General features: G+C 48.0%; 18 protein-coding genes and 1 pseudogene. 12 read left to right on the top strand and 7 right to left on the bottom strand.

All coding sequences use genetic code 11. The features are described from left to right. Positions 1 to 83: 83 nt before the first annotated feature. Positions 84 to 1,394 carry an AAA family ATPase gene (locus DXZ20_RS33915; protein ID WP_348918747.1) on the bottom strand — a complete coding sequence of 437 codons (1,311 nt, stop codon included), beginning with the start codon at positions 1,392 to 1,394 and terminating at the stop codon, positions 84 to 86. A gap of 213 nt (positions 1,395 to 1,607) precedes the next feature. Here DXZ20_RS33915 and DXZ20_RS37995 point away from each other — a divergent pair, with 213 nt between their 5' ends. Continuing rightward, positions 1,608 to 2,156, top strand: a complete 549-nt coding sequence (locus DXZ20_RS37995; protein WP_250564855.1) for a hypothetical protein — start codon at positions 1,608 to 1,610, stop codon at positions 2,154 to 2,156. Between the two features lie 16 nt (positions 2,157 to 2,172). On the opposite strand, the gene DXZ20_RS33925 is transcribed toward DXZ20_RS37995, so the two are convergent. After that, entirely contained in the window at positions 2,173 to 2,787 is a 615-nt protein-coding gene (locus DXZ20_RS33925; RefSeq protein WP_163662000.1) for a PsbP-related protein, read from the bottom strand. A gap of 96 nt (positions 2,788 to 2,883) precedes the next feature. Here DXZ20_RS33925 and DXZ20_RS33930 point away from each other — a divergent pair, with 96 nt between their 5' ends. The 4 genes and pseudogenes from DXZ20_RS33930 to secG all read left to right on the top strand — a co-directional run. Then, positions 2,884 to 3,609, top strand: a complete 726-nt coding sequence (locus tag DXZ20_RS33930) for a DUF928 domain-containing protein (protein ID WP_163662002.1) — start codon at positions 2,884 to 2,886, stop codon at positions 3,607 to 3,609. 130 nt (positions 3,610 to 3,739) lie between these two features. Then, on the top strand, positions 3,740 to 5,461 hold the full coding sequence (locus DXZ20_RS33935) for an ABC-F family ATP-binding cassette domain-containing protein (protein ID WP_163703014.1): 1,722 nt from the start codon (positions 3,740 to 3,742) through the stop codon (positions 5,459 to 5,461). 577 nt (positions 5,462 to 6,038) lie between these two features. Then, complete coding sequence (gpmI, locus tag DXZ20_RS33940; protein WP_163662007.1) at positions 6,039 to 7,637, top strand: 2,3-bisphosphoglycerate-independent phosphoglycerate mutase; 1,599 nt, start codon at positions 6,039 to 6,041, stop codon at positions 7,635 to 7,637. Positions 7,638 to 7,804: 167 nt separating this feature from the next. Beyond that, positions 7,805 to 8,026, top strand: a pseudogene (gene secG / locus DXZ20_RS38000) (preprotein translocase subunit SecG); the annotation flags it as partial. A 359-nt stretch (positions 8,027 to 8,385) separates the two neighbouring features. On the opposite strand, the gene tkt reads toward secG, so the two are convergent. The 3 genes from tkt to acpP all read right to left on the bottom strand — a co-directional run bounded on the left by tkt (position 8,386) and on the right by acpP (position 12,453). Continuing rightward, positions 8,386 to 10,383 (bottom strand): transketolase, encoded by a 1,998-nt coding sequence (gene tkt / locus DXZ20_RS33950; protein ID WP_163662011.1) that lies wholly within the window; start codon positions 10,381 to 10,383, stop codon positions 8,386 to 8,388. Positions 10,384 to 10,890: 507 nt separating this feature from the next. Next, on the bottom strand, positions 10,891 to 12,144 hold the full coding sequence (gene fabF / locus DXZ20_RS33955; protein ID WP_163662013.1) for a beta-ketoacyl-ACP synthase II: 1,254 nt from the start codon (positions 12,142 to 12,144) through the stop codon (positions 10,891 to 10,893). A gap of 66 nt (positions 12,145 to 12,210) precedes the next feature. Then, entirely contained in the window at positions 12,211 to 12,453 is a 243-nt protein-coding gene (gene acpP / locus DXZ20_RS33960; protein ID WP_006515949.1) for an acyl carrier protein, read from the bottom strand. A gap of 423 nt (positions 12,454 to 12,876) precedes the next feature. Here acpP and psaC point away from each other — a divergent pair, with 423 nt between their 5' ends. Then, entirely contained in the window at positions 12,877 to 13,122 is a 246-nt protein-coding gene (gene psaC / locus DXZ20_RS33965; protein ID WP_006515950.1) for a photosystem I iron-sulfur center protein PsaC, read from the top strand. 92 nt (positions 13,123 to 13,214) lie between these two features. Here the strand turns inward: psaC and DXZ20_RS33970 are convergent, their stop codons facing one another. Beyond that, positions 13,215 to 14,120 carry a cell division protein FtsX gene (locus tag DXZ20_RS33970; RefSeq protein WP_163662015.1) on the bottom strand — a complete coding sequence of 302 codons (906 nt, stop codon included), beginning with the start codon at positions 14,118 to 14,120 and terminating at the stop codon, positions 13,215 to 13,217. Positions 14,121 to 14,310: 190 nt separating this feature from the next. Between DXZ20_RS33970 and def the strand changes: the two genes are divergently transcribed. The 6 genes from def (at position 14,311) to DXZ20_RS34000 (ending at position 18,762) form a co-directional block, all read left to right on the top strand. Continuing rightward, a complete protein-coding gene (def, locus tag DXZ20_RS33975) occupies positions 14,311 to 14,868 on the top strand; it encodes a peptide deformylase (protein ID WP_348917902.1) in 558 nt (185 codons plus the stop codon). A gap of 80 nt (positions 14,869 to 14,948) precedes the next feature. Continuing rightward, positions 14,949 to 15,149, top strand: a complete 201-nt coding sequence (locus tag DXZ20_RS33980; protein ID WP_006515953.1) for a hypothetical protein — start codon at positions 14,949 to 14,951, stop codon at positions 15,147 to 15,149. Between the two features lie 146 nt (positions 15,150 to 15,295). After that, on the top strand, positions 15,296 to 16,285 hold the full coding sequence (locus tag DXZ20_RS33985) for a methyltransferase domain-containing protein (protein ID WP_163662017.1): 990 nt from the start codon (positions 15,296 to 15,298) through the stop codon (positions 16,283 to 16,285). A 53-nt stretch (positions 16,286 to 16,338) separates the two neighbouring features. Further along, positions 16,339 to 16,782 carry a DUF29 domain-containing protein gene (locus tag DXZ20_RS33990; RefSeq protein WP_163662018.1) on the top strand — a complete coding sequence of 148 codons (444 nt, stop codon included), beginning with the start codon at positions 16,339 to 16,341 and terminating at the stop codon, positions 16,780 to 16,782. Between the two features lie 48 nt (positions 16,783 to 16,830). Beyond that, on the top strand, positions 16,831 to 18,063 hold the full coding sequence (locus DXZ20_RS33995; protein WP_163703015.1) for an FAD-dependent monooxygenase: 1,233 nt from the start codon (positions 16,831 to 16,833) through the stop codon (positions 18,061 to 18,063). A gap of 216 nt (positions 18,064 to 18,279) precedes the next feature. Continuing rightward, positions 18,280 to 18,762 (top strand): hypothetical protein, encoded by a 483-nt coding sequence (locus DXZ20_RS34000; RefSeq protein WP_163662022.1) that lies wholly within the window; start codon positions 18,280 to 18,282, stop codon positions 18,760 to 18,762. A 30-nt stretch (positions 18,763 to 18,792) separates the two neighbouring features. Here the strand turns inward: DXZ20_RS34000 and DXZ20_RS38005 are convergent. Beyond that, positions 18,793 to 19,014, bottom strand: a 222-nt coding sequence (locus DXZ20_RS38005) for an N-acetylmuramoyl-L-alanine amidase family protein (protein ID WP_250566023.1), incomplete at its 5' end; no start/stop codon positions are given.

The raw sequence follows: 19,014 nt of genomic DNA on the forward strand, positions 1-19,014 counted from the left end.
GAATTTTGGGAGCTATTGCATCCCCCCGTCCACATTTATAGTGGGCAAACTTACGCCACAGAGTACTAGTTTAATGGGGTGGTTCAAGTCTCAGCAGTTGCAGAGTCAGAGGTTACTTTATCCGATGCCGCCCCATTCATATCGGATGTTGGGTGCTCATCCTGGCCCTTAGACTCGGAAGATTGGCTCTGCATTTGCGTCTTAAGTTTTTTAAGCTGCTCAACCATGATACTGGCCATGGTGCCCGGTGTGCGTTGTTGAACCCAAACCATACTGGCTGACAGCAGCAACTCTTTGAGATAAGCATAGGAAAAATTCTCAGAGGTAGTTGCGATCGCATCAATTTCATCCAGCGATAACTGCATTTCTGACTTCAACTTCTGATTCCAAAGCTGCAAATAAGCCACGCGGTCGTCCATTCCAGGTGCTTCAAAATGATACTTGCGATCAAACCGACTAGGACGCTCCAAAATTGCGATATCTAACCGTTCTGGGTGGTTGGTAGAGGCAATCATCAACACTCCATCGTTGAGGGCGAAACCATCCAACTCATTCAGGAAAAACGATCGATTCTCATCGTCTACTAGAGCATCCAAATCTTCAATCACTACAATGCAAGGGGCAGCCTCCCTAACCCGATTAAAGGCCAAGCGCATGTTATCAGTATCACTACTCTGACGGGTCTTAAAGCTCTTGATATATAAACAGGGATATCCCAAAGAATTGACTAACGCCTTGACCATGTGGGTTTTCCCATTGCCTGGCGGGCCAATAAACAAAAGGCCACGCTTCCAAGGCACGTTGTACTCGGCATACATAGCCTGCGATTCAAAGAAGCGTTGAGCATCTTTGTAAATATCTTCTTTGAGGGTGCCAGCCAGGACTAGATTTTCGAGCGTGGCACTTTTAATCGACGCGTATAAATCACGATTTTTTTGCCAAAAGCCCCCCTCAAACACCAAAACTTCTTCCCTTACTTGGGAGTTCCATTTACAAACATCAGCAAAAAAGTTATCGGCAACAACCTGGGTATCTGACAAAATCCAGTAATAACGGCAATCGTCAAAATACCCCTGAGGCCAGGACAGCTGTAAAACCATCAATATGTGCTCCTGCCACTGGACCTCAAAACAAAAATTCTTTTGCTCATAGCGCAGTTTCTGGTTCTTGGCATCCCAGAGGGTCATTACATGGTTATGCACAACTGCTTCGCGGGCACTTGCCGCATAGCCTGGTGGCAAATCAACCGTGCTAATTACCTGGGTCGTACACAGTCCTTCTTCAGCATATTTACGAAGATCAAAATAGTAGCTATCCCCCTCTAAAATCTCCTTTTCAGGAAAGCTCTCTGCCAGAAACTGACTGACGTAGTAAGGAATGGAGGCGGGAGACATCCGCAACGCTTCTAGAATTAAATACGTAAGATTGACTGAACGCGAACCTGATGAATAAAGCATGCTGAAGCGTATGTGAATGCCTAAAAAGACTGATTTTGCCCTTGGACTATATTTTGCACCGCTTTTCCATAACCGATGGGAAAACTTGGGTTTCTCGATGGAATTCGACAACCTATGCTAGGTTATCCACAACAAAGTCCAGGAGTAGCTATGGGTGATTCGCAAGGTAATCCCTTTATCGGCAATCCCTTTATGCAAAAGGGCAGAAAAAAACCACCCGCTGATCCTGACGTATCTCCCCAGTCTCAACACAAATCGCCAACGGATCTTTCCCTCGCTACGCCAGAGAAACTCAGCAAGTCGCCAGCCGTTGCCCCACCTCAAAACTCAGCTAAACCAACAGCAAAAAAAGTATCAAAATCGTTATCTAAACCGAAGGCCACAGCAAAAACGACAAAAACTCGATCTAGCCCTGCCAAAAAAAACACTAGCCCGCCTTCTACACCAACACCTTCTGCAAGCTACACAGGGAATGGCTACAAAGTTCAGGTATTGGCCAAAATCCCAATGCCCACCAATACCAATATGCCCAGCCGCGACTATTTATGGTTTGCGGTGTATCCCATCATTCCCCGTGTGGGTGACTGCATCTTTCACGATGGCCGCTATTTTCGTGTAGATGCCGTATTTCTATACGAAAACACGAATGCTGGCTGGTGTGCTGACTTAGAAGTTTCTTACTACACCCGACGACACTAGGCCCACGATGTTTATATCACTGCTCAGGCTTAGCCGCGCGGGCAATTGAATGATTCACAAATGAATCATGAATTTGAGTAACCAGGACTTCAGCATCCTCAACCTGGGAATACTGACTGGAGAGGACAACTGTTTGCTCGTTACCATAACCCACAAATGTGATTAGTGCTTGTTGCCCAGCTTCTGGCTCGTACCAAATCCGAAACCCCGACTGTCCATCGATAGCAACCAGGGAGTAGCGCTGCACAGCTACTGCGTCAGCCACGATTTGATCTAGTTTTTGGGGCACAGCAGTCTGCGGATCTTCCCGGAGCATTACAATATCGGTGCGAATAGGCATATTGACGCCATCGGCAATACTGACAATTGCCACACCATTATCTTCTTGGGAGGCTATTTGCCATTCCCTGGGGTAATCCACACTGAACTTAGCAGATTCATAACGAGCAAACTCACTGGGGGCCGACGGTTCCTGCTTAACGTTAACGGCATTACCGGCAGCAAACTCAACCTCTTGGTGATTAGCCAACGTCTCAGCGGCAACCTCGGTTGAGCCAGGGGCTAGGACGATCCCTAAAGCGCCTATGCCCAATACAAATTGCCTTACAGTCTGCTTAGTATCAAAGTCCATAAGTGTTTAGCGATGACGTCTATATCTTTGAACAATAGCCCTCAAAACTCTAGTCGCCTGAACACCTCAGTCTAGTATCAAGCATCTCAGGTTTCCATGAAAATTCTTAGCCTTGTCTCAGCATTAGCTCCAGTGACGTTGGGGCTATCTGTAATGGCCACGAGTGCCGAAGTATTTCCTGGCTATATCCCCAAACCTCGTGGTATTCCCAATGTACGCGTTTCAGGAGGCACCCGTTCCCCCGCTGGTGCTAGCTGCATTAGTGATCCACAAGCCCCTCAGCTGACATCCATCTTTCCAGACGATGATCTGGGCTACACCACGGATAATTATCCAGCATTCCAATGGTATATGCCTAGCAACAACGCTAGCCATGTCGAATTTAACCTCTACGAAGTTGTTAGTGAAGAAGAGGGCATCTTTCAGCCGATTTACCAGACGGCTTTTGTCCCCGCCCCCACAGCAGGCATTGCCACTCTAGAGCTTCCTCGTAATATTGGTCTGGCCCCCCTCAAAGCAGAGAATTATTATTACTGGAGCGTAGAGATTTACTGCTCCGATGAGACAATTGCCGTGATGATGGCGGAGGGGTTTGTAGAACGATTGGAGCCTGATCCTACTTTGGCGGCAGCCCTCGAAAATAGTGACGGAATTAGTCGAGCTGCGATCGCAGCTGAAAACAGCCTGTGGTTTGATGCCACCCGTGCTCTAACGGACCATCTACAGGAGCAACCCAACGACCGTCAGGCCATTGCCAGCTGGCAAATCCTACTAGAATCTATCGGGCTAGAGAATATTGCGGATGCCCCTCTCCTACCCTAATTAGCAATGTTTTAGCTACTGTTGATCGCCAAATTAAACCAAGGCTTTAACCTACAGTAAACAAACTGTACGTTGATTTTTGTTAAAGTTTATAAACGCGTTCAACGTTGGTAATCTCACTCATTAACCTATGCTGCGTCTCGAAAACATTACAAAGGTTTATCCTACCGGAGAAGTATTGCGAGACGTTACCTGGGAGGTCAAACCAGGTAATCGCATTGGTCTAGTGGGGGTTAACGGGGCTGGCAAATCCACTCAGCTCAAAATCATCATGGGGGAAGTTGAACCCACCAGCGGCAATGTCATTCGCCCCAATGAACTACACATCGGCTATCTCAATCAAGAATTTGAAGTTGATCCCCGCCGCACCGTACGTGAAGAATTTTGGACAGTCTTTGAAGAAGCCAACACAGTTCAACAAAAGCTGGCAGAAATTCCTATACATATGGAAAGTGCCGACCCAGATGCACTAGAAAAGTTGATTAAGGCCCTAGACCGCGAACAACGGAAGTTTGAAGCTCTTGACGGCTACGGTTTGGAATCCAAAATTGAGAAGATTCTGCCCGAAATGGGATTTCAAAATGATGATGGAGAGCGACTAGTTAGCTCCTTCAGTGGCGGTTGGCAAATGCGCATGGGTCTGGGCAAGGTGATGCTCAAAGCTCCAGATTTATTACTGCTGGACGAACCTACTAACCATCTGGATCTAGAAACCATCGAATGGCTTGAGGGCTATCTCAAAGGCTTAACGACACCGATGGTGATCATTTCCCATGATCGTGAATTCCTCGACCGCCTCTGTACTCAGATTGTAGAAACTGAGCGAGGCGTCTCCACTACCTATTTGGGTAATTACAGCGCTTATCTGGCTCAAAAAGCGGAAAGTAAGCTTGCTCAACAGGCCACCTATGATCGTCAGCAAAAAGAAATTGCTAAACAGCAAACCTTTGTCGATCGCTTCCGTGCCAGTGCGACTCGCAGCACCCAGGCCAAGAGTCGTGAGAAACAGTTGGAAAAAATAGAGCTGATCGAAGCTCCCATTTCCGACGTTAGAACTTTGCAATTTAAGTTTCCCCCCGCCCCTCGTAGCGGTCGTGAAGTCGTTCAAATCAGCGACCTCACCCATACTTACGGTGATAACATTTTATTTTTAGGGGCAGAATTGCTGATTGAGCGGGGCGATCGCATCGCTTTTGTGGGCCCCAATGGCGCTGGCAAATCGACGCTTCTGCGCCTAATCATGGGTCTAGAAGAGCCTGTAGAAGGCGATGCCACCCTAGGGGAGCACAATGTCATTCCTAGTTACTTTGAGCAAAATCAGGCAGAGGCCTTGGACCTTAATAAAACGGTCATGGCCACTATTCATGATGAGGTGCCCACCTGGAAAAATGAAGAAGTACGCACCCTCCTAGGTCGCTTTCTATTTAGCGGCGACATGGTAAACAAACCTGTAACCGCTCTCAGTGGTGGTGAGAAAGCTCGTTTAGCCTTGGCCAAAATGCTACTTGCCCCAGCTAACCTTTTAGTTTTGGATGAGCCCACGAACCACCTGGATATCCCAGCTAAAGAAATGCTAGAGTCGGCGTTAAAAGAATATGAGGGAACCGTTCTCATCGTTTCCCACGACCGCTTTTTCATTTCCCAGGTAGCCAATAAGATTGTAGAAATCCGAGAAGGTGAATTACGGCTGTATCGCGGTGACTATAGCTACTATCTTGAGAAAATAGCCCAGGAGAAGGAACGGGCTAGATTAGAAAAAATAGAAGCCGAAAGATCAGCTAAAGCAGCCGCTAAACGGCAGAAACAAAAGGATAAGCAAAAGGCCAAGGCCGCTGCCAAGAAAAAGGGATAACCATTGACACTGCATCCTTCCTTACGGACATTAATATAAGGTTTCAGATGTACTTCTGTCATGCTCCCAAAACTTTTATATAGTTCTGACAGTTACTCAAGAGCACACCATAGACTTGGAAGTATATAGGCATCCTTGCCCACAGTTATTTTCAATAGCATTAATTTTGGGGTGCTAAGAAAACACAGAGTAAAGCTGTTCAAATAGAAAAATCTATTGACAACGTGGTTGTTCCAATGAGTAATTCAACTCATTGACAAACTGGGGGTAAACAGAGAAAAAAATATAGCTAGATGCTCTATATTCTGGATAATTTTTAGCAAGCGATAATACTCTGATCAATAGCTAAAATATTAGGAAGCTGTTGATACCAAAATGTAGTTAAGCAGTCTCAGAATATACGCCAGAGCAGTTAGGTCTTGCACTGACAGTAGGTTTTTGCTAGCCGCCTAACAAGCTATACTTTTGTACGAGAAAGAAATGTTAAGAAAACCTTAATATTTGAGAAAGGGCGAGTGATATGATCTCGCTAGGCAAAAGGCACAGTCGTTCACAGTCAGAAGAAGGAATTGTAAGTATGGCGCAGGAGTCTGTTTCTCCAATGGTTCTCGTCATCCTGGATGGATGGGGACATCGCGATGAGGACAATGGCAATGCAATTCGCAATGCAAGGACCCCTGTTATCGATAGTCTTTGGACCGCCTATCCACATACCTTAATTCAAACATCAGGTAAACAGGTGGGGTTACCTGATGGCCAAATGGGCAACTCTGAAGTGGGGCATTTAAACATCGGTGCAGGTCGCATTGTGCCTCAGGAGCTTGTGCGCATTTCTGATGCCGTCGACGATGGCTCAATTCAAGAAAATCAGGCTCTTCTGGATGTATGCCAAAAAGTCCGTTATAACGGCGGCAAGCTTCATTTAATCGGTCTTTGTTCTGAGGGAGGTGTACATTCACATCTGGACCACTTGCTAGGCCTAGTGGATATGGCAAAGGCACAAGATATCCAGGAGATCTGCATTCATGCAATTACCGATGGTCGTGATACCCAGCCTACTGCAGGGCAATACGCTATTGGCAAATTGCAAGACCATCTGGAACAGAGCGGGATCGGTCGGATTGTTACCTTAAGCGGACGGTATTACGCGATGGATCGCGACCATCGGTGGGATCGTGTGGAAAAGGTATACAGAGTGATGACAAGTTCAGGCGCTGGCAATGGACTTACAGCCCTAGAAGCAATCCAGGCTTCTTACACTGAAGGCATCACTGATGAGTTTATCGAACCAGTCCGTTTATCATCTGGAACTTTGGCAGCCAATGATGGTGTTGTGTTCTTTAACTTCCGTCCAGATCGGGCACGTCAGCTAACTCAAGCGTTTGTCGCTCCTAAGTTTGAAGGGTTTGAAAGACAGCTAATTGCCCCGCTCCACTTTGTCACCATGACTCAGTATGATGGGTCATTGCCTGTGCAGATTGCTTTTGAGCCTCAAAACCTGAGCAATATTCTGGGGGAAGTGGTTGCTAACCATGGGATCAAGCAGTTCCGCACCGCTGAAACTGAGAAATATGCCCATGTCACTTACTTCTTTAATGGGGGTCGTGAAGATCCCTTTGAGGGAGAAGACCGTGAGCTAGTCGCCAGTCCCCAGGTCGCAACCTATGACAAGGCTCCAGCCATGTCAGCGAAGGCCGTTACTGATACAGCAATCACAGCGATCAACAAAAATAAGTATGGTCTGGTTGTGATCAACTACGCTAACCCAGATATGGTTGGCCATACTGGCAATATGGAAGCCACTATTCAGGCCCTTGAGTCAGTTGATGTACAGCTAGGTCGATTGCTCGATGCCGTAGGTCAAGCTGGAGGAACAACTATTATCATTGCCGACCATGGTAATGCTGAATATATGTGGGATGACGAGGGCAGACCTTGGACAGCCCACACAACTAATCCAGTTCCGTTTATTTTGGTCGAAGGTGAGCGTTTGAAGATTCCAGGTCGCGGTTGCGAAGTAGAGTTGCGAGAAAATGGTTGCCTGGCGGATGTTGCACCAACTATCTTGGAAATTCTGCAACTAACCCAACCTGAGGAAATGACAGGTAAGTCTATGCTTGAACCGGCTCGTGTGGATGTGAAGCGTAACCGTACACCGGTCAAAGTATCTCGTTAACTGCATTTCCAGATACAATCTATCATCAACCTGAACTTTTGGGGTGGATTAGATGGTTCGTCATGGTGCCATTACCTGCGGTACCATGGTTTGATGCTGGGGTTTAAGAGTGTATTCTTAAACTCAACAAATATGAATTTACGGAACAGTCAGGCTAGAAAATTGAAATGGTATTATCGGTTTTACAGGTGGTATGGCTAGTGTCTGCCATTGGATTGATCATTTTGGTGCTGTTTCACAGCCCCAAAGGTGATGGCCTTGGAGCTTTAGGGGGACAAGCTCAGATGTTTACGAGTACTAAGAGTGCTGAAACGGCTCTAAATCGTGCTACCTGGCTCCTGACAATCTTGTTTATGGGAATTACGGTGATTTTGAGTGCTGGCTGGCTAGGTAGTACGGTATCTGAACTATCTCCCTCCGTAGACAGTCTTCCCATTGAAGAAACAGCCCCAGCTCCCGCAGCTGAGACCATTCCATCTGAACTAGGTTCTCCTGAAGCCCCTGCCGATGCAGCTACAGAATAGGGGCTATTTTTTATAGCTGTCAGCGCTCACTTACACTCATATTGTGAACTATGTGCGCCAAGCTATATTTCTTAGACTAAACAAGAAATGCCTTAGAAACCTTGGTTTCTAAGGCATTTCTTGTTTAAAGGAGTCAGTTAAGCGCCCTTTGAGGTTCCTGGGTGAGTCAGTCTGTCCAGGATGCAGCACCCAGGACAGGATGCCCCCAGGAAATCTTCTACAGATTAAAGAGCCTTGGCACGAGCAATGACATTCTCAACCGTGTAGCCAAACTCTTGCATAATGCGTCCGCCGGGAGCAGATGCACCAAAGCGATCAACACTGATCATGTCACCTTCAGCACCGTAGTACTTACCCCAACCCATTTCGATACCAGCTTCTACAACCAGGCGCTTGGTGATTGCCTTGGGTAGAACGGACTCCTTATAGGCTGCATCTTGAGCTTCAAAAAGTTCCCAGCAGGGCATGGAAACAACGCGGACTTTCTTGCCTTCGGAACGTAGTTGCTTAGCGGCCTCTAAACAGAGGGAAACTTCACTACCGGTTCCGATTAGCAGTAGGTCAGCACCCTCGTCATCGGAAAGGACATAGGCACCCTTGGCTACACCATCGATGGAACTACCTTCCAGCTGAGGTAGATTCTGACGAGAGAAGGCCATCAGTGTGGGAGTCTTACGACTAGCGATCGCAACCTTGTAAGCACCGGATGTCTCATTACCATCCGCAGGACGAATCACATAAAGGTTAGGAATTGCCCGCAGGGAAGCAACCGTTTCCACTGGCTGGTGGGTGGGACCATCTTCACCCAATGCGATGGAATCGTGGGTCATCACATACAGAACACCCGCTTCAGCTAAAGCCGATAAACGGATAGCCGCGCGCATGTAATCAGCAAATACCAGGAATGTTGCACAGTAGGGAATCAGACCCGAGTTGTGCAGCGCAATACCATTACAGATAGCGCCCATACCATGCTCACGTACACCGAAACGTAGGTTGCGGTTTTCATAGGCTCCCTTCTGAAAATCACCGGAGATCTTCATCAGGGTATTGTTGGACTTAGCCAGGTCAGCAGACCCCCCCACTAGCTCAGGCACAGCAGGTGCTAACGCATTCAATGTCGCTTCAGAGGTCTTACGGGTGGCAATAGCCTTATCACCGGGGGCGTAAGTAGGCAGTGCATCAGCCCAGTTTGCAGGTAGTTCACCCTTGAGCATGCGCTCAAACTCAGCAGCTTCTGTAGCGTACTTAGTACGGTAAGTTGCCAATGTCTGATTCCACTCAGCTTCTGCACTAGCGCCTTTCTCAACTGCCTGACGAAAACGGCCTAACACATCCTCAGGAATCTCAAAAGGAGCGTGGTCCCAACCCAAGTTTTCACGAGTTAGCGCAATCTCGTCACCACCCAAAGCAGCACCATGGACTCCAGATGTATCAGCCTTGTTAGGAGAACCATAACCAATGGTGGTAGTCACCTTGATCATGGTGGGCTTGTCAGTTACCTTCTTGGCTTCTTCAATCGCTTTGGCAATGGCTTCTAAATCAGTATTGCCATCTTCCACATGCAATACGTGCCAGCCGTAGGCCTCGAAACGCTTGCTCACATCTTCAGTGAAAGCGATATCGGTAGAACCATCAATGGAAATATGATTGTCGTCATAAAAAGCGATGAGTTTACCCAAACCTAGGTGACCGGCTAAAGAGCAGGCTTCACCGGAGACACCCTCCATGTTGCAGCCATCGCCCAAAATTACATAGGTATAATGGTCAACCAATGTGGAGTCAGGCTTGTTAAAGCGAGCTGCCAGGTGAGCCTCCGCCATGGCCAGACCCACGCCATTACAAATACCTTGCCCTAGAGGCCCCGTGGTAACTTCAACACCGGGGGTCTCAAAATTCTCAGGGTGCCCAGGAGTGGTTGCGCCCCACTGCCGGAAATTCTTAATGTCCTCAATCTTGACACTGTCGTAACCTGTGAGATGCAACAGAGCATACTGCAGCATGCAACCATGTCCTGCAGACAGCACGAAGCGATCGCGGTTGAACCACTGGGGGTTTTTGGGATTAAAGCGCATAAACTGATCCCAAAGAACAAACGCCATTGGCGCAGCTCCCATGGGCAAACCAGGATGACCAGATTTTGCCTTTTCAACGGCATCAATGGCCAAGAACCGAATGGCATTTATACACTGCGTTTCAAGAGATTGGGTTGCGACAGCCATAGTCTTCCAAGTAGTTAACGACGGTACAGTCCAGGTGTGAACAAAGCAGACGAACGCACCTTTGCTGATGGTGATAGAGATTCGGAGCTCTCAGATGGGTAACCCCAACACGCCAAAGCATGTGCTAAAAACGGATAGGTACGTAATCTACGCAGCTGTGCACCACAGCGGAAGAAAGCTGAACGCAATAGCTCAAGCCTTCACCCCTGAGCACATAACCACGGGGCAAAAACATTTTCACAGACAACAGGCTGGAGCAGACACTTAGCCGCTCACCTGAAACGCTGATTGTGACAGAAGCTCGCTGCAGCTGACTAAGCATACGAGCTAACTACCTCAACCTGGTCCAAGGAGAGCCACTGGCCTAAGCCTATACCGTAATATTGAGCATATCCATTGGTTAAGTTAAATATGCTCAGATACGAGTGGCAGCTTATATGAAATAAGCAAACCTTTCGTTTTAATTAATGTTTCCTGTTAGGTCATTATACCTACCAAGCTGTAGCACTAGCTACGATACTTGCGAAAAACCAGAGTAACGTTGTGACCGCCAAAGCCAAATGAATTAGACATCGCCACATCTACCGTATGGGCACGGCTCTGATTGGGCACGTAGTCTAAATCACACTCATCATCTGGATCTTGCAGATTAATGGTGGGAGGAACGTGGTCGTTGGCCACAGCCATACAAGCTGCCACACCCTCAATACCGCCAGACCCCCCTAACAAATGCCCGGTCATTGATTTCGTAGAACTCACCAGTATTTGTTTTGCATGATCGCCCAACGCAGTCTTAATAGCTGCCGTTTCAGTGGGATCGTTAGCAGGAGTACTTGTCCCATGGGCGTTAACGTAGCTTACGTCTGAAGGAGAAATTTCTGCATCCTTCAGGGCTAGTTCCATAGAACGGGCAGCACCAGCACCACCGGGGACTGGCGCAGTCATGTGGTAGGCATCACAGGTCATGCCGTAGCCCACCATTTCAGCATAAATGCGAGCACCTCGACTGAGGGCATGGTCTAGCTCCTCTAAAATTAAAATGCCAGCCCCCTCACCCATCACAAAACCATCACGACCTTTGTCAAACGGGCGACTAGCATGATCCGGATCGTCGTTGCGTGTAGATAACGCCCGAGCTGAGGCAAACCCAGCAAACGACAAGGGCGTAATGGCAGCTTCAGTGCCGCCGCAGATCATGGCTTGGGCATAGCCATTTTGGACAATACGAAACGCATCGCCAATGGCATTAGAGCCAGCTGCACAGGCAGTCACAGCACAAGAATTGGGGCCTTTTGCACCGGTATGAATAGCTGTTAAGCCTGCTGCCATGTTGGCAATCATCATAGGCACCATAAACGGACTGCAACGATTGGGCCCTTTATTTAGGTAAACAGCCTGTTGTTCTTCCATAACCTTGAGGCCGCCCACCCCAGTCCCAATCATGACACCCACTTGCTCGGCGTTGAGATCAGTAATGGTGAGATCGGCATTGGCTAAGGCCTGCTTGCTAGCTGAGATCGCAAACTGGGCAAATCGATCAGTCCGCTTAGCATCCTTAGCATCCAGATACTCTAGTGGATCAAACCCTTTAACCTCACCTGCAATGCGGCATTTGTGCTTCGATGCATCAAATAATGTGATCGGCCCAATGCCGCTTTTGCCAGCCAGCAATCCTTGCCAATAGGCCTCTAGAGTATTACCGATGGGAGTAATAGCCCCCATCCCTGTAATCACAACGCGTTTTTTTTCAGTACTTGTCATGGTCATCGACACAAGGGGGACGGTCCCAAGGCATTAAAAAACAGATTTTCAAACAGACAGGGGCGCTCATGCAGGCGACTTTTCTTGAATGAAGTCGACAGCGGCCTGAACTGTGCCAATGCCCTCAGCAGCCTCATCTGGGATCTCAATATCAAACTCTTCTTCGAGAGCCATTACAAGCTCCACGGTGTCTAAGGAATCAGCACCTAGATCGTTGGCGAAACTGGCCTCAGGCTTGACCTCAGCTACATCTACACCTAGCTGCTCAGATACAATCTTCTGAACCTTTCCTAAAATGTCGTCAGCCATAATCTCCAAATTTCCTTTTCAGCGGCAGCAAAGAACATACCCTAGCCCCAGACCGGACCTTGCCACAATGGCAAACCGTCCGTCCAGATTTAGGCATTTTTTCATCTTATAGGAAAGCGTGCGCCCTACATGGGCATACAGTGGTCGCATTTTAGGTAACCTATGGCTGGCAAAGACAGAAGCCTAACAATATTACAATCCATAAACTTTTGACATGTTGCCCCGTTCGCTAAAAATGGCACTGATAGACTGAAACTTGATTGGAGAACTCTTCTGGCTAGTTTGGACTAATGTAAACAAACGTCGCTGAATTGTGATTTATCTATCTTTTTGAACGCTTTTTAGGCGATTGTTTGCATTCAAGGTCATAGCCAAACTGCTATATAGCTGAAACCATTTAATAATATTTGGAGCATTCCTTCGATGTCTCATTCGGTCAAGATTTACGATACCTGCATTGGTTGCACTCAGTGTGTTCGGGCTTGCCCAACAGATGTACTTGAAATGGTGCCCTGGGATGGCTGCAAAGCTGGTCAAATCGCCTCTTCCCCTCGCACTGAAGATTGTGTTGGCTGCAAGCGCTGTGAAACTGCCTGCCCAACTGACTTCTTGAGCATTCGTGTATACCTGGGTGCTGAGACTACTCGGAGTATGGGTCTGGCTTACTAGACTTCAGATTCGATAACAGCTTTCACTCGAAACGTTTACATCTCCTGGTCTGTATGGGCTAGGAGTTTTTTTATGGAAATATGCACCGCCGACTAGGCGCGCACAGCAAACTTGCGCACAGCCACTAAACTGCCCAGCAATCCCACCAAGCTACCTAGGGCAAAGAGGGATGCTGGCAATAGCAGCAACTGTTTCGGCGTAAACTGTAGTCCAACAGCTAAAAATTGTAGGAATTCAGGTTGCTGGGCTGACAGTCGCTGTAGTGACTGATGGGTACCGACCAAGAGTGCCCAGGCAATAAACGCCCCCATCAGACCAAAAGTAATACCCTGCAAAATGAAGGGCATATAGATCCATACGGACGTGGCTCCCACCAGCTGCATTACTTCGATTTCTCGCCGTCGGGCCATGACAATTAAGCGAATTGTGGTGGTGATAACTGCGATCGCAGTCAAGCTTAAAATTGCCAACACACCGAGACTGACATACTGCAATCCCTGGTTCAGTTCCGTCAGCCGCTGCACAGCTTCCGTGATATACAGCACTTCATCCACCCCAGCCAGACTTTCTAACTGAGCGGCCACAGCAGGTACCGCCTCAGATGACCGTACCTTCACCTTGATTTCATCAACCAGCGGATTACCTTTCAGCTGTTCAGTTGCGCCGGAGATATCAGTAATTCCGAGTTCCTGACTCAGCTGCGTCCAGGCCTCTTCCTTAGTAACCGTTACGACCTCAGCCACCTCGGCTAAGCTGCTAACGCGAGGGCTCAAACTATCCGCAGTAACACCGCTTTCCAAATAAACTGCTATTTCTAGCTGGCTACCAAATTGATTGAGTAAGCTTTCCACTTGCCAGGTTGCCTGCAAACTAATCCCAAACAGGAATAACAACACCATAATGGTGCTCACCGCGGCCCAGTTCATCCAACCACCGCGCTGCAGGCCCAAAAAGGTTTCCCGCAACAAATAGCTTGCTTTAGTAAAAAACTTCCCCATGCTGGCTTACACGCTGAGAGCGCAGTTAATCACAGTTAATAACGATTTTGGGAACACAATGCAAAGACACAAACAGCCTGATTAAACCATTATCTCAAAGGCTTTTGCGTTCATAGCCCCGTACACATACACGAGGTGAAGTCCTACTTGCTAGGATAGGGTTAGATCCATCAGCCTAATCAATTTAATCGTGGGTATTTCAGTCAGCAAAGAAAAGTTAAAAAATCCGCCTCTTGAGCTGCACTATTTGGGAGATCGGGTGCTCAGAAAAGCAACCAAACGCGTTGCTAAAGTAGATGACGGCATTCGTGATTTAGCCCACCAGATGCTACAGACCATGTATAGCGAAGATGGCATTGGTCTAGCCGCCCCTCAAGTTGGCATTCATAAGCAGATTTTAGTGGTTGATACGGACCCTGAAGAGGCCGCTAACAAACCGCTAATATTGATCAACCCTAAGATCACTCGCAACAGCAAGGAAATGGCCTGTGGTCAGGAAGGCTGTCTCAGCATTCCCGGCGTTTTTCTAGATGTCATTCGTCCAGCGGCCATTGAAGTGAGTTACAAAGACGAAAACGGTCGTCCTCAAAAGATTAAAGCTGATGATCTCTTAGCTCGTGTGATTCAACACGAGATGGATCACCTCAACGGAGTCATGTTTGTTGACCGGGTTGATAATGCCATTGCCTTAGCCCAGGAACTTCAGAAGGGCGGATTTTCTGCTAATGATGTTAGGAAGGTTGCCTAGGAATATGTAGAGGCGTTTCATACAACGCCACTAAGAGCAATATCCTTTAAAGCCTCATTTTTCATTATCAGGAGAAAACTGTGACCCCTAAAAGTGGTTTGTTTCTAGCCGGCACATGTATCACTGCCATTGCCGGCGTCGGGTCTGTATTTGAGCTTGCCTATGGTGAACCTGACTTGGGTGTGGTTCCAACCAGTATCGTGTTGGCCTTAAGCATCCCCATTACCGTTATTTTCTTTATGGCTGCCGTTAAGGATACTCGGGAAAATCAACAGTGGTAGGCGATTGTGATTCTACGGTCCAACGCAGCACAGGAGAACTCTACGGAGTAAGATGTAAAGGAATGTATCGTTTCTAAGGTTTGATTGATTGTCTGGAATCGCAAAATCAAACCTAACTACAGCTATTTACATCTCCGCTTTCACCCATGAATCTACTGTTTTTAATCAAGCTGCTGTTGGCCCTATCAGTGCTTGGTGTGGTTGCCTATCTTTTGACTGCCCGGCGTTATCAGTCCTCAGATTCTGTAGCAAACTCCTATGACCAGTGGACTGAAGACGGCATCTTAGAGTTTTACTGGGGTGAGCATATTCATCTGGGGCATTACGGTTCACCAGCGCGATCTAAGGATTTTCTAAAGGCCAAGGCAGATTTTGTGCATGAAATGGTGGCCTGGGGAGGTTTGGATCGACTAGCCCCTGGGACTACATTGTTGGATGTGGGCTGCGGTATCGGTGGCAGTAGTCGGATTTTGGCCAAGGAATATCAGTTTGATGTTACGGGTGTCACGATTAGCCCTCAACAGGTGATGCGAGCTCAGCAGCTGACACCCGCAGGCGTCACTGCCCAGTTCAAAATTGATGATGCCATGGCGCTATCGTTTCCAGATGCCAGCTTTGATGTGGTGTGGTCAGTGGAAGCAGGCCCCCATATGCCCGATAAAGCGATGTTTGCCCGAGAATTGATGCGGGTACTAAAACCCGGTGGTATTTTAGTCTTGGCAGACTGGAATCAGCGAGACGATCGTCAGGTGCCGTTAAATGTCTGGGAAAAACCAGTGATGCGACAGTTACTAGACCAGTGGTCTCATCCTGCTTTTGCCAGCATTGAAGGCTTTGCCGAAAACTTAGAAGCAACCGGCATGGTGCAAGACACTGTTGTAACCGCAGATTGGACCCAGGAAACCTTGCCCTCCTGGTTGGCTTCAGTTTGGCAAGGTATTGTTCGTCCCCAAGGTCTTATCCGCTTTGGGTTTTCAGGGCTGATTAAATCCCTACGCGAGGTGCCCACTATCTTGTTAATGCGTTTGGCTTTTGGAGCGGGCCTGTGTCGTTTTGGCATGTTTCGGGCTGTTAGAGCCGAGGTACAGGCATTTTCTACAGATGTAGAACCCAAGACACTGACTGCAAATCATTAATGACTACCCATAAAATAAGAGATCAGAACTCGAACGTTTTTGGGTAAAACGCCATGGGCAAATCAACACTCCATAGTCAAGATTTTCTGCAATGGACCCAAGAACAGATTGACTCTTTGCGTCATGGTCGTTGGTCAGACTTAGATATTGAAAATCTAATAGAGGAACTGGAAGATTTGGGGCGTAGTGAACAACGGGAACTGGGTAGCTATCTTAGGGTACTCATGATGCATCTGCTGAAATGGCAGTATCAACCTGAACGCCGCACGGCCAGCTGGCAAATAACAATCACCAATTGTCGGGATAGCATCCAAGATTGCCTAGAAGACGCACCGAGTTTGCAGCAGTTTGTCAATAATGCTGAATGGCGTCAGAAGTATTACCGACGAGCACGCCGAGATGCAGCCCAGGAAACTAACAAGGCATTAACTTCATTTCCAGAAAAATGCCCCTATCTACTTGAGCAACTTGTGTCTTCCGACTGGTTACCCGAATAAAGTTCGATTTTATAAGCGCAGTACCACAACCAAACTGATATCAAAGTTATGACTAAACGCGTCATTATTGTTGGTGCAGGGCCAGCGGGTACCAGTTTAGCGCTGTTGCTGGTTCGCAATGGCATTCATGTCACATTGTTGGAAAAAGATACCACCTTCGAACGAGTTTTTCGAGGTGAAGGGTTGATGCCTGTAGGCATGGACGCACTGAAACAGATGGGGCTCACAACAATGCTCACTAAGGTGCCCCATCGTCGGCTTGAGTCTTGGCATATTCATCTGGGTGGTAACGAGGTTTTTGTGATTCCTGAGCCTGACTTAGGAGAACAGTCCCTGAGTATTGTTTCTCAACCTGCTTTATTACAGGGCATTGTGGATGAAGCTGCTGGGCATGAGGGCTTTGAGTTTAAAGCGGGCTGCCAGGTACAGGATTTACTGTGGGAAGAGAATCGCGTTGTTGGGGTGCGGATTAAAACAAATAATACGTCCTCAGACATTAGAGCTGATTTAGTCATTGGCTGTGACGGTCGCGGTTCATTGGTGCGCCGTAAAGCTGGATTAACCATTGACCTACAGCCTGATCAGTACGACGTCCTGTGGTTTAAGCTACCGCCCCCGGAGCGATTGCAACACACCTGCCAGTTTTATTTGATGGCGAAATCTCAGCAGCATCCGGCCAGTTGTTACACCTCCTGGGACGGTCAACTACAGTACGGGTTAATTTTGCCCAAGGGGGGATTGCAACAATTAGGGGATGCAGATTGGCTCAGTCTGGCCGCTGCCTCTGCTCCCGATTGGTTGGCTGAGCATGTACTCGCCCACCGCGATTCTGTCAGCGAACCGGTAAGACTGAACGTGGTGGTGGGCAAATGTCCACAGTGGTGGGTGCCGGGGGCTTTGCTATTGGGAGATGCGGCCCATCCCATGTCTCCAGTGCGAGCTCAAGGGATTAATTTAGCGCTGCGGGATGCCATTGTGGCGACGAACCATCTGGTGCCAGCTCTCCACAAAAGTGATGAAAAAGTAGATGAAGCCTTGGCAACAATTCAGCAAGAACGATTGCCAGAAGTGGTGCGATCGCAAACCTTACAGCTTCGCGAAGCCAATGGCCTCAAAGTGGTGCGATCTTCTCCTTGGAAGTTAGCCATTGCTCAACAGATTTTACCTATCATTGGCAAGCTGTCGTGGGTGCAACAAACCTGGTTAAATCGCCAGCATGACTTACGCTATGGCTCTCAATCGGTTCAGCTCATAGGGCATCAAGCTCACACAGTGGAGTAGGACGGTGCATCGTGCATTTTGTTACACCTAACCCCGTGACCTTGGACTTTTGTGGTGTTTCAGATGTAGATATCAGGCCACTAGCAGAACATATGCAGGGTTCACATAAACCTCATGGAAACTTCGGTAGTTTTAGTGAGGAGACCACGGAGAAAACTTATGTATAAATATGTACAGACAGCACATAAGTACTGCATACTTTTTGTAATATCACCCATGCCAACCTCCCAGCAAAACCCTAGTCTGCCTGGACAAGTACCCTGTGATTTAGCCCTTAAGATTCTCCATCGAATTCCGGCAGAGCATCGTCACAGCATTACGCCACAACAAATGGTAGCGATCCAAAGCGTACTGCGAGAACGGCAACAAAAAACGATTTTTAGAACGGCATTGGGGCCTTTTTGTCTATCGCTCACAGCCGGTCGCAAGCGGAGTAAAAAACGGCTCAATCAAAGCTTGCTGGCACCGGCACTCTGCCTGATGGCTAGCATGATCGGTATGGGTAGTATGGTCGGCTTAATGAAATTTCGCTATGACTATCAAATTGCCGCCTACACCAAGGCCACTCTGCCCATCGAGAAAGCGTCAGTTCACCCAACGGTTTTACCCTTCCGCAAAGGGCAAAATACCTGCGAAAAAAATGGAGGAGTCTGGACCCGAGAAGAATGTGTAGATCACACCCATGACCCCACATTTTAAACTGCCCTCACTACCCTGGCACTGGCAATATCAGCGTAAGTAATCAATAATCCCCTGGGCGATCGCATCGGCAATCTGTTCGCGGGCGGCAGTACTTTGAAAACGAGCTGCATCCTCACTGCCGGTAACAAACCCAGTTTCCACCAGTACCGCAGGCATGGAGGTATTGCGCAACACATAGAAGCGGGCCTGGCGGACACCGCGATCGCGAAGATCGGTACTGCGTAGAACACTGCTGTGGATTGCCCGCGC

This window comes from Adonisia turfae CCMR0081, from assembly GCF_011009555.1.
In the GTDB taxonomy this organism is placed as follows: Bacteria; Cyanobacteriota; Cyanobacteriia; order Phormidesmidales; family Phormidesmidaceae; genus Leptothoe; species Leptothoe turfae.

Coding starts and splice junctions, on each gene's coding strand:
- DXZ20_RS33925 (WP_163662000.1), bottom strand. CDS start 2,787: ATGGACTTTGATACTAAGCAGACTGTAAGGCAATTTGTATTGGGCATA.
- DXZ20_RS33985 (WP_163662017.1), top strand. CDS start 15,296: ATGAATCTACTGTTTTTAATCAAGCTGCTGTTGGCCCTATCAGTGCTT.
- tkt (WP_163662011.1), bottom strand. CDS start 10,383: ATGGCTGTCGCAACCCAATCTCTTGAAACGCAGTGTATAAATGCCATT.
- DXZ20_RS33935 (WP_163703014.1), top strand. CDS start 3,740: ATGCTGCGTCTCGAAAACATTACAAAGGTTTATCCTACCGGAGAAGTA.
- DXZ20_RS33990 (WP_163662018.1), top strand. CDS start 16,339: ATGGGCAAATCAACACTCCATAGTCAAGATTTTCTGCAATGGACCCAA.
- psaC (WP_006515950.1), top strand. CDS start 12,877: ATGTCTCATTCGGTCAAGATTTACGATACCTGCATTGGTTGCACTCAG.
- DXZ20_RS34000 (WP_163662022.1), top strand. CDS start 18,280: ATGCCAACCTCCCAGCAAAACCCTAGTCTGCCTGGACAAGTACCCTGT.
- DXZ20_RS33930 (WP_163662002.1), top strand. CDS start 2,884: ATGAAAATTCTTAGCCTTGTCTCAGCATTAGCTCCAGTGACGTTGGGG.
- gpmI (WP_163662007.1), top strand. CDS start 6,039: ATGGCGCAGGAGTCTGTTTCTCCAATGGTTCTCGTCATCCTGGATGGA.
- DXZ20_RS37995 (WP_250564855.1), top strand. CDS start 1,608: ATGGGTGATTCGCAAGGTAATCCCTTTATCGGCAATCCCTTTATGCAA.
- fabF (WP_163662013.1), bottom strand. CDS start 12,144: ATGACAAGTACTGAAAAAAAACGCGTTGTGATTACAGGGATGGGGGCT.
- DXZ20_RS33915 (WP_348918747.1), bottom strand. CDS start 1,394: ATGTCTCCCGCCTCCATTCCTTACTACGTCAGTCAGTTTCTGGCAGAG.
- acpP (WP_006515949.1), bottom strand. CDS start 12,453: ATGGCTGACGACATTTTAGGAAAGGTTCAGAAGATTGTATCTGAGCAG.
- DXZ20_RS33970 (WP_163662015.1), bottom strand. CDS start 14,120: ATGGGGAAGTTTTTTACTAAAGCAAGCTATTTGTTGCGGGAAACCTTT.
- DXZ20_RS33995 (WP_163703015.1), top strand. CDS start 16,831: ATGACTAAACGCGTCATTATTGTTGGTGCAGGGCCAGCGGGTACCAGT.